Below are 10,758 nucleotides of genomic sequence, written 5' to 3'. Positions count from 1 at the left end.
GTCCGAACCTTCACGGCTGATCTGGCCGCTTGCGATGTAGGCATCTTCATTCAAGCCGCCGGCACCCCTGATGAGACGTGCTATCGTGAGAGTGTCGCTGAAATAATACACGCCAGGAGTCTGCACCGCTCCGTCAATGGTGACAAAGCGGTCGCCGTTCATGTCTTCGTGGCTATACAGGGTAATGATATCTTCGCGTTGAAGAATGATCTTCCTGGTTCCGTCCAGCACCTGAGCAAGGTCGAAGGTGAAGAACTCCGGCTGACGGTTCGCATCCTTGCGGCTGACCTGCCCCTTCCCTGTGTATGCGCCATCAACGAGTCCCCCGGCTGCCTTGACAAGCGATGCCAGATCGGTGATGCCATTACCTAAGGCGTATGCACCAGGATACTTGACAGGGCCGAAAATGGATACGGTGTTCTGGTCCACGGCTTTGTAGTTGCGCACGCTTACTTTGTCTCCGTCCTGTAGTTTGAACGAAACGAACTCAGACTCGGGCACGTCTATACTGGTATTGCCCGAAATGCTGCGTCTGTAGACATTGACAGCACTCTTCTGGGCTTGAAGTGTGAAACCGTCGGCATAGGAGATGAGGTCCTTGATTGTCTCGCCATCAACAATCTCATAACGCATCGGACGTTTGACAGCGCCGGCAACCGAGACAACGCTGTTATATGCGGCAACGTTTATGACATCCCCGTCCTGAAGGCGGAGGTTCTCATTGAATTTACCCTTGAACAGGAAATCATACAGGTCAAAATCGGCAATCTTGCGTCCGTGGCGGTAGAGAGTCATCTTTCGCACGGAACCGTTGTCCTTCACTCCGCCTGCCATATAAATGACAGACGGGATAGTGGCAAGCGACGGCACAGAATAGAGTCCTGGCGTAACAACTTCACCTGACACGTTGATGGAAACACCCTTGATTTTACCAATGGAGAGCCGCAAGAAAGTGTCGGGATTGCTGCCGGATAGTCCGGAGTAGATGCGTCCGAGCTGCTCCCGGAGAAATTCCTCCGCCTTACTTAGCGTAATACCGGAAAGATATACCGGTCCTAGGTCGGTAACGGAGATGCTTCCGTCATTGCCTATAGTGGCGGCAACATGCGATACAGTTGCACCCCAGATATCAATTACCAGCTCATCACCGGGACCGAGTACGTATGCCGCAGGGACAGGAGCATTGTAGCTCGGGATAATGCTCAGGCCTGAAGAAGTGAGGTATGAATGGCCGTAGATATCATCGTGTCTGTCCACAACCGGTTTTTTGGTGTTTCCAATGGCAGTGACTTCTTTCACAGGAGCGTTAAATGCCGTTGCTGGAGCCAGTGCGGAGGTCGCTGCGGGTGCAGGTGACGGAGCCGCTGATGCAGTTGTCCCGCCATTCGTGATATTATGGTTGAGTACTGCATTGATTTCGCTGTCGGTATAACCGTAAGCGCGAGCCATTGACTTGGCGGCCGCAAGTTCCGATGCGCTCTGAGCCGATGCGCACACGGAAAGTAATGCCGCCACCACAATTGGGATCAGTTTGATGATTCTCTTCTTGTTCATGTCTGTTGTTTTATTTTATTCTTGTTATTCTCATTTTTCCTGCCATTCCGGCCTGCATCAGTCTGCCGGAACTTCATCGTATTCCGTAAACTTGCTGTTCTTGCTCTTGAACTCAGGAACGATTCTCTTCATCAGCTTCACCATATCAGGAATATTCACAGCCTTGGAGTATCTGGTGAGTTCTTCCACAGCGGCGAGTACCTCCTGATAGCTATACTCCCTCACCTTGGCAACACGAATGCGGTTGTGGGAGGTAGGTTCGGTGTTCTCGGACTTGGCCAGAACCTCTTCGTATAGCTTCTCACCCGGACGCAAACCGGTGTATTCTATCTGAATATCCTCACCAACCTTCAATCCGGCAAGTTCTATCATACGCTTTGCAAGATCGGCAATCTTCACGGATTCTCCCATATCAAAGACGAATATCTGGTTGCCGGTGCTCATAGTTGCGGCTTCCATCACCAGGCGGCAGGCCTCGGGGATGGTCATGAAGAAGCGAGTGATGTCAGGATGGGTAACGGTAACAGGACCTCCATTCTCTATCTGCTCGCGGAAACGTGGAATAACGGAGCCGTTGGAGCCGAGCACGTTGCCGAAACGGGTGGTAACGAACTTTGTCTTTCCCTGAACTTCACCTTTTGCGAGCGCAAGGCCGAGGCTCTGGACATAGATTTCTGCAAGACGCTTGCTGCAACCCATTATGTTTGTAGGATTCACAGCCTTGTCGGTGGATATCATCACCATCATCTCAACACCGTACTGCACGCATTTGTCGGCTACCATTCGTGAGCCATGGACGTTGGCGAATACGGCTTCGCAAGGGTTCTCCTCCATAAGAGGAACGTGCTTGTATGCAGCTGCGTGAAAGATTACCTGAGGAAGGAAGTTGCGGAAAGCATAGTCCAAACGGTCCTTGTGGCGGACGCTTCCTATTACCGGAACGAAGTCGAGCTGCGGGAATCGGGCCTCGAGTTCGAGACGAAGGTTGTGCATAGGAGTCTCGGCATTGTCGTATAGGACAAGGCGTTTGATACCGAAGGTGGCCAGCTGGCGGCAGAGTTCGGAGCCTATGCTGCCTGCAGCACCCGTGACCATTATGACCTTGCCGCTGAAATTCCGTTTGATCTCGTCCATTGAGATTCTGATTTCGGGACGGCCAAGAATGTCTTCTATCTTTACCTGACGGATGCCGCCTTTCATCACCTTGCCGCCTATGACTTCATCAACGGAAGGGGTGATGAGGGTCCTCACGTTATTGGCAGTGCAATATCTGACGAGTCCCTGCTCTTCTTTCTTCACCTCTTCATCGGTGGTAAACAGTATGGCGTGGAGTGAGAAATTCTCGGCAATCTTCTTGAATTCGGATTCGCTCTGGCATCTGAGTACAGGATAGCCGGCAAGTTTGAGGTTGCCCTCGTTGGCTTCGGGCGTAATGAACCCCATAAGACGGTAGTGACTGGAACTGCTGAAGCGTGAGATTGCAGCAACGGCCTTGTAGGAGGTGCCATAGACGAGTATTCTACGCTTGTGGGTGATGTCGTTCACCTTGGAGCGGTAATAGCGGTAAATGTCAACCATCAGAAGGCGCAAAGCAAGGGCCATTACCAGAGTGAGGAGGAAATTGGCAAGGATGGCTATGAATACGGAGTTGTTGAAGGTACAGGTGAGAGCAACGAGCGCTCCAAGCAGGATGTTTGCAAAGAATATCGCCCACGAATAGCGGCGGATATCACTGAGGGTGGCGTGACGCACTATGATATTGTAAGTCTTGAACAACAGCATCATAAGTGCCGAGATGACCGACGCCCCTCCAATCCACCATAGGGCAAATGTAAAGCGGTAAGCAGGAGAATTTGCCAGAAAGTTCAGAACGAGCAACGTTATTACAGCCGAGGCCACGGCGGTCAACATATCCAGCGCAAATATCACCTTTGCGCTCAGATACTCCGAAACATACTTTGTTATACTCTTCATTTGGGGATTATTTTACCCCCCCCCCGTAAACTTATTGATTCTCAACAAGTTAAAGGGGAGCTGATTCTTTTTGTACTGAATTGGGATATTTTTCTGCTATAATCTTCCATCAACTATCTCCCTTTGGAGGACGCCCTTTACATCATAGATGACTCCGCCCCGGCGGACAAGCTTCCTCAGGTCCAGCGAGAGGAATTCCTTGTGGGCAACGCCAAGGATGGCGGCATCGTATTCATTGCCATCGCCAAGTTGGGTGATTATGTCAATGCCATATTCCTGCCTTACCTTCTCCGGATTTGCCCAAGGGTCATAAACGGTGATGCTGGCGGTATATTCCTGCAGTGTGTGGTAGATGTCAACTATCTTGGTGTTGCGTATATCGGGGCAGTTCTCCTTGAAGGTGATGCCCAGTATGAGGATTCTTGCATCCTTTACCATCACGCCCTTTTTGTTCATGCACTTTATGGTCTGATCTGCAACATATGAGCCCATACCGTTGTTGAGCTGGCGTGCGGCAAACATTATTCGCGGAAGAACGCCATAGACCTGTGCCTTCTGTATGAGGTAGTAAGGGTCAACGCTTATGCAGTGGCCGCCTACCAGTCCCGGTTTAAGCTTAATGAAATTCCATTTGCTGGATGCGGCTTCGATTACATCGTTGGTGTCTATGCCCATTGCATTGAAAATCTTTGCGAGCTCGTTCATAAAGGCTATGTTCACGTCGCGCTGGCTGTTTTCAATTATCTTGCTGGCCTCGGCCACCTTGATTGAAGGGGCCTTGTGTGTGCCGTTCACAAGCACGGTGTTGTAAACTCTGTCAACTATCTCTGCTATTTCAGGTGTTGAGCCTGAGGTCACCTTGCGTATCTTCTCCACCGTGTGCTCCTTGTCGCCCGGATTGATTCTCTCAGGTGAGTAGCCGGCAAAGAAGTCCTGGTTGAACTTGAGGCCGGAGACTCTTTCAACAACAGGCAAACACTCCTCCTCCGTCACGCCTGGATATACCGTTGATTCATAAACAACTATATCGCCTTTGTCTATTACCTTGCCAACTGTTTCGCTTGCGCTCAGGAGAGGCCTCAGGTCCGGATAATTGTTTGCGTCAACAGGTGTTGGTACGGCAACAATATAGAAATTGCTGTCCTTTATGTCCTCTATCCGGCTTGTGCATTTGAAGCCGTGGTTGCCGATAGCGTCCTGCAGCAGTTCGTCACTTACCTCAAGCGTTGAATCGTGTCCCTGCATAAGGGTGTTCACGCGTGTCCGGTTCATGTCAATGCCTACGGTCCTGAACTTTGTTGAGAACAATCTTGCAAGCGGAAGGCCAACATATCCAAGGCCTATAACCGCTATTCTTATTTCGTTCATATATTCGTTGAAACCAGCTTTAATCTTATCTGTATCCTTGTACTCTTCCTTCCCGTTAATCTTGGCCACTTACAGACCTACGCAAGCTGTTCTGTAAGAATGCCGAAGTTTCCTAACCGTTGATCTTCTCAAGCATCGATTGCGGGATGTAAGCCGTGGCCACTGCCGCCACCCCGTTCACGCTCACCACAAAACGTCTGTCACCCTTAATTCTCACTATATAACCTTCCGCTCCTTTGAATATGCCTTCCGTGACTCTTACCCTGTCGTTCTTCCTGAGTTCCCCTTCATATATGTCCAGATGCTCGCAACCTTTGGTCAGCACAAAAATGAAGGTATCCATTTCAGCATCAGGTATCCGGGCTATCTCCTTAGTGCTTGGATCTCTGTATACGCCTGCCAGACTTCTCATGTTTGTAACAAGCTTCTCAATATACGGCTGCCCGGCCCTAACGAAAACCAGGTTCTGGAAAAGCACTTCCTTCTTAACTTCCTCCTTGTAATTCAGGTCGATTGTTCTGGTTATCCGCATTGGTATGAAATAACGCTTGCCATCGTTGCAGATGGTATCCATGAAGAACTTCTTTCCGTTCCTGAATATTCTGAACGCATACCAATGTTCAACCAAGTCTGACATAATTGTTTGCCTATGAGTAATTCTGACTCTGCTACCAGCTTCACTGCGGAAGGTTTACTCATTTTGCATACACCTTCCGCACCAGCAGCGGATTTTGAAGCAAAAACTCTAGTTTCAGATATGTACATAACTCTCCCCAAAACGCCTCGGAACGCAAAAAAACCGTGGCGATTCAGAAAAAAAGAGTTGGCGGAATAAGCATTTCCATCTTCCCGCGCCTCAGAAGCCCGCGAATCCACAGGCTCTACTGATAACCCCAGCAAATTTCCGTATTTAGTACATCCAAATTGCTATTTTACAAAGATACTATGATTTTGTGAGAAAAACAAATAGAAAATACACTGCTCCCTTTACAGATTGAAAGCCTGCTCATATATTCACTCTATCTCTCAAGCTTATGTTTTGATATTCTGCGCAGTTGCATTGTGTTATACACATTGTGCCAGATGGAGTAGAATCCTCCGGCAAGAGAGGTGACCGGGTTCAGGAAGGTATAGCCCATCCAGATGCCGAAAACGGTATTCTTCTGCCCGAGTGCCTGGCCGGCGGTTATCCTGTTGCTGCAGGCGGCGCCGGATTTCCCATCGTAGTAAGCGCCGATGAGTTTGCCGGAACCGAACTGAATCACACTGCTGAGCAGCGATGCCATTATTCCTGACTGCCGCCGCCACCGAGAGCCTGATACAACTTTGTAACTGTCTGAAGCAGACCGGCCTTGTTGGCAATCTGATTCACCTGAGCCGCCAGCAGAGTGTTCTGCGCAGTAAGCACCTCAAGATAGGTGGTTGTACCGTATTTCATGAGATAATCCGTGCTCTCGCGTGCACGCGAAAGTGACTCAATCTCCTTTTCGAAGTTCTTGATGTTCTCCTGCTGGTTCTGGAAATCAACAATCAGCGAATTCACCTCACTGCCGGCATTGAGCATTGTCTGCTCCAGCATAAGCCTTGCCTGAGTCTGCTTGCTTGAGGCAATTTCGTTGGCTGCTCTCTGCTTTCCGGCATTGAACAGACTTGCAACAAGTGCACCTGCCGCCGCAGTGATGAACTTTGACGGAGAATCAAAGACTCCTTCCTTCTCGTTTTTCCAGCCGGCTGTGCCTCCAAGAATTATATTAGGGAAGAAATCGCTCCTTGAAGCATGCAGATTATAGTACGCAGCCTCGAGTCCGCGTTCTGCCGCCTTTACATCAGGTCTTGAAAGCAAGGTGCTTGCAGGGAGACCAACGCTGAATGATTCAGGAACAATCTGCTCGCCAAGTGATCCGCGCTCTATGTCTTCAGGAAACGAACCAACAAGCACACAAAGCTGATTACGCAACTTGTTCCGTTCCGATTCAAGATTCCTGACCTGGGTGCAGATATCATAGTAATTGGCCTGGAGCTGCGCCGCACCGGCTTCAGTTGTTATTCCGGCCTCCTTGAGATAATATACAAGCTCAACGGTCTTTGACCAGTTCTCCTTTGACTGGTTAACAACATCCAGCTGAGCATCCAGCATGAGAAGTGCGTAGTAGCAGTTTGCCACCTGCGCTATGAGCGAAGCCCTGCAGGCCTGCTCCATATCCTCCATCTGCTGCCTGGTTGCCTTTGCCGCCCACTTGCGGTTGGAAATCTGTCCGAAGAAATCCAATTGCCAGGTAGCGTACAGGTTTGTGTTGTAATCCCACTTTCCGCCTGAGGTCCAGGTTACCGAAGGCGTGCTTGCAGAGCCAAGCACAAGGCTTGGCAGATACGCAAGCCGTGCACTTTTCAATGCGGCCTCGGACTGTACTACATTCTCGTGAGCCACGAGCAGATCCCTGTTGTTTGCCAGCGCAGTTTCAATGAGTTTCTGAAGTTTTGCATCGGTGAAGACTGTTCTCCAGGAGAAAACTCCCAATGAAACGTTCACGGAATCGGCCATGTTGCTGCCGTCCATATATTGTGCAGCTTCCTGACCAAAGGCATTTTCCGGCACTTTTGTTTCCGAATCATACTTGCCCCATATTCCGCAGGAAGCAAGCGTGAGTGCCAAAAAGGCTGTATATATCAGTTTTTTCATTTCGTTTCCTCCAATAAATTATTTTCATCACCATCGCCGGTGGAAGAAGATTCTCTGCGAGCGGAGAACCTGTCCTGAAGGTTCTGGAAGAAGATGTAAAGCACCGGCACAAAGAGGAGCAGTCCTACAACTCCAAAGGTCATACCTACAACGGAACCAAGTCCGAGCGCACGGCTTCCGTTGGCTCCTACGCCGGTTGCAACAACAAGTGGAAGCAGACCGAACACCATTGTTCCCGCTGTCATGAGGATAGGACGCAGACGGGCTGCGGCAGCTGCGATTGCAGAGTCAACTATGCTCATTCCGGACTCGTGTTTCTGAACTGCGAACTCGGTGATGAGGATACCGGTCTTTGAAATGAGTCCTATGAGCATTATGACACCGGTCTGCAGGTAAATGTTGTTCTCAAGTCCGAGCAGATATGAAGCAAGATATGATGCCATGAGTCCTACAGGCACCGTGAGCAATATTGAGAACGGTATTATGAAGCTCTCATAAAGCGCTGCAAGAAGCAGATATATGATAAACACGCAAAGTCCGAGAATCATAAGCAGCTGGTCCTTGCCGCTCTGCTCACGCGCCATTCCTGCAAAATCAACTCCGTACTGGCTAGGAAGAACTTCATCGGCAGTTCTTTTGATTGCGTTTATAGCCTCGCCTGAACTGTGTCCTGCAGCAGGAGTCACACTTACATTGATAGCATTGAACAGATTGAAACGTCTCATTGCCTCGCAACCGTAAATTCTGGTGATGTTCACGAAATTGGAGAGAGGCGCCATCTTGCCCTCAGGCAGTCTGATGAACATGTTCGAAAGCGAATTCTCATCGGCCCTTTGATTTGGATCCGCCTGTACCATCACCTTGAAAATCTTGTTGTACAGGTTGATGTCCGAAATGTACGCACCTCCGAAATATGTTGAGAGCACGCTCAGCACCTCCGCTGGTGTTGTTCCGGCGCTCATGCAGGCCGGAACGTCAACCTCCACCCTCCACTGAGGGAAGTTAAGGTTGTATGCTGTCATTGCTCCGCCGGCAATTTCAGGACATTCGTTAAGTCTGGCAACGAACTCGTTCATTGCATTGAAATGTTCGGTAAGGTCACCGCCCATTCTGTCCTGAACCTGAAGGTCAATGGCGTTGCTGGTACCATAACCAGGAATCATAGGGAGTGAGAACGGCATTACCATAACGGCGTCGTCTATATGCAGCGTTGCAAGATAAATCTTGTACATTACCATCTGGTAGCCCTGTTTCCAGCTTGTCCTTTCCTCCCAAGGTTTAAGCTTGATTACCGCAATACCTGCTGAAGAGGTTGCTCCTGCAACAAAGCCGTAACCTGCGGTTGAAGATATGTGCTCTATTTCAGGTATTGAGTCAATGGCGGATACCACCTGATCAAGCACGTTGCTGGTTGTAGCGAGTGAAGAACCCGGTGCTGTGGATATTTCAACCATTACAATTCCCTGGTCCTCTTCAGGCACAAGGCCCTTCTTCATGTTCACCATAAGATATCCCAGAACCAAGCTTGAAGCTATGATGATAACCCAGGTTGCAACAGGCAGCCTGAGGAATTTTCTGATTCCGTTTTCGTACTTGCCCTCCATTTTCTCGAACTTGGAATCGAACCATCTTATATAGCGTGCTTTCAGCGAATTACCTGTGCTGTCCTTGCGTTTGAGCATCATGGCGCAGAGTGCAGGTATGGTTGTAAGCGCATTGAATGCAGAAATACCTACCGCAACAGCCATTGTAAGACCGAACTCCCTATAGAACTCACCGCTTGTTCCGCTCATGAAGGATACAGGAATGAACACAGCCATAAACACCAGTGAAGAGGTTATGACGGCTGTAGTTATTTCCTTCATTGCATCCCTGGTGGCCTTGAGCGGAGAGGTATAGCCTGCATCGAACTTGGCGTGAACCGCCTCAACCACCACAATGGAGTCATCCACCACGGTTCCTATCACAAGTACAAGTGCAAAGAGCGTGATTAGGTTGAGCGAGAATCCTGCAATCAGCATGAATGCGAAAGTGCCTATGAGGGAAACTATTATTCCCACAAAAGGTATGAAGGTGCTCCTGATGTCTTGAAGGAAGATGAGCACTATGAGGATTACAAGGAATATGGCCTCGAAGAGGGTCTTGTACACTTCGTGTATTGAGGCGTTGAGGAATTCGTTGGTATTGAAGAGGCTGGTGATTTCAACTCCTGGAGGAAGCTCCGATCTTTCCAGATCCTTGAACAGGGATTCTATCTGTTCGTTCACCATTCGCGCATTGGAGCCAGGAGCCTGATAAACGATTGTCATCACGCTCGGGTGAGCGTCCTGCCTGCCATCGAAAGCATAGCTCTCTATGCCCAGTTCAACCGTTGCAACATCCTTGAGCTTGAGAAGTCCGAATTCCTTGCTGGCACGGACAATGATTTCCTCGAACTCCTCTATCGATGCAAGACGTCCGGTATAAGTCATTGTGTACTGGAATGCCTCTGCGGAGCCCTCGCCAATTGTACCTGTTCCTGATTCAAGGTTCTGGGAATTGATGGCAGCTATCACATCCTGAGGAACAAGGCCGTACTGCTTCATCTTCAAAGGATCCATCCATACTCTCATTGAGTACACGGTTCCGAGCATCTCAACCTTTCCGACACCGGCGATTCTCAGAATCTGAGGCTTGATGTTTATGTTCACAAAGTTTCCAAGCCACTCCTGATCGAACTTGTCGTCCATTGAAGTGACTCCGAAAATATGAAGCATGGAGTTCTGCTGCTTTGCAGTTGTAACTCCGTATGTCTTGACTTCGTTAGGCAGCTGCGCAAGAGCTGTAGCAACACGATTCTGCACAAGGACAGCCGCCATATCGGGGTCTGTCCCCTGCTTGAACACCACATTGATGGAAACCTGACCGTTATTGAACGCCGAGGACTGCATGTAAAGCATGTTCTCAACACCGTTGATGGCCTCTTCCAGAGGTGAAACAACGGCTTTGATAAGTGTCTGGGCGTTTGCACCGTAATAGTTGGTGGAAACGTTCACGGTTGGAGGAGCGATATCGGGATACTGCTCAACAGGCAGTGTGAAGTATCCGAGCACTCCGGCTATCATAACAAGGATGCTGAGCACTATGGAGAGCACCGGTTTCTTTATGAATGAACTAATATCCATAATCTTTCTCTATTTTAA

The 10,758-nt window shown here is 49.4% G+C and carries 7 protein-coding genes; all 7 read right to left on the bottom strand.

Going from position 1 to position 10,758, the window contains the following annotated elements; translation table 11 throughout:
- On the bottom strand, positions 1-1,554 hold a 1,554-nt coding region (locus AC06L3_RS06825; RefSeq protein ID WP_475669871.1), incomplete at its 3' end, for an SLBB domain-containing protein.
- Positions 1,555-1,611: 57 nt separating this feature from the next.
- A complete protein-coding gene (locus AC06L3_RS06820; RefSeq protein WP_475669870.1) occupies positions 1,612-3,528 on the bottom strand; it encodes a polysaccharide biosynthesis protein in 1,917 nt (638 codons plus the stop codon).
- Between the two features lie 96 nt (positions 3,529-3,624).
- Positions 3,625-4,896 carry a nucleotide sugar dehydrogenase gene (locus tag AC06L3_RS06815; protein WP_475669869.1) on the bottom strand — a complete coding sequence of 424 codons (1,272 nt, stop codon included), beginning with the start codon at positions 4,894-4,896 and terminating at the stop codon, positions 3,625-3,627.
- Between the two features lie 112 nt (positions 4,897-5,008).
- A complete protein-coding gene (locus AC06L3_RS06810; RefSeq protein WP_475669868.1) occupies positions 5,009-5,533 on the bottom strand; it encodes a UpxY family transcription antiterminator in 525 nt (174 codons plus the stop codon).
- 382 nt (positions 5,534-5,915) lie between these two features.
- A complete protein-coding gene (locus tag AC06L3_RS06805; protein ID WP_475669867.1) occupies positions 5,916-6,182 on the bottom strand; it encodes a hypothetical protein in 267 nt (88 codons plus the stop codon).
- Positions 6,182-7,576 carry a TolC family protein gene (locus tag AC06L3_RS06800; protein WP_475669866.1) on the bottom strand — a complete coding sequence of 465 codons (1,395 nt, stop codon included), beginning with the start codon at positions 7,574-7,576 and terminating at the stop codon, positions 6,182-6,184. Before AC06L3_RS06800 ends, AC06L3_RS06805 begins: the two co-directional genes overlap by 1 nt.
- Positions 7,573-10,740, bottom strand: coding sequence for an efflux RND transporter permease subunit (locus AC06L3_RS06795; RefSeq protein ID WP_475669865.1), 3,168 nt, complete (start codon positions 10,738-10,740; stop codon positions 7,573-7,575). Before AC06L3_RS06795 ends, AC06L3_RS06800 begins: the two co-directional genes overlap by 4 nt.
- Positions 10,741-10,758: the final 18 nt, after the last annotated feature.

This window comes from Candidatus Egerieousia sp. (assembly GCF_056211015.1).
Note: the sequence above shows the minus strand (reverse complement) of the source record. Positions and strands in the feature narration are given on the sequence as shown.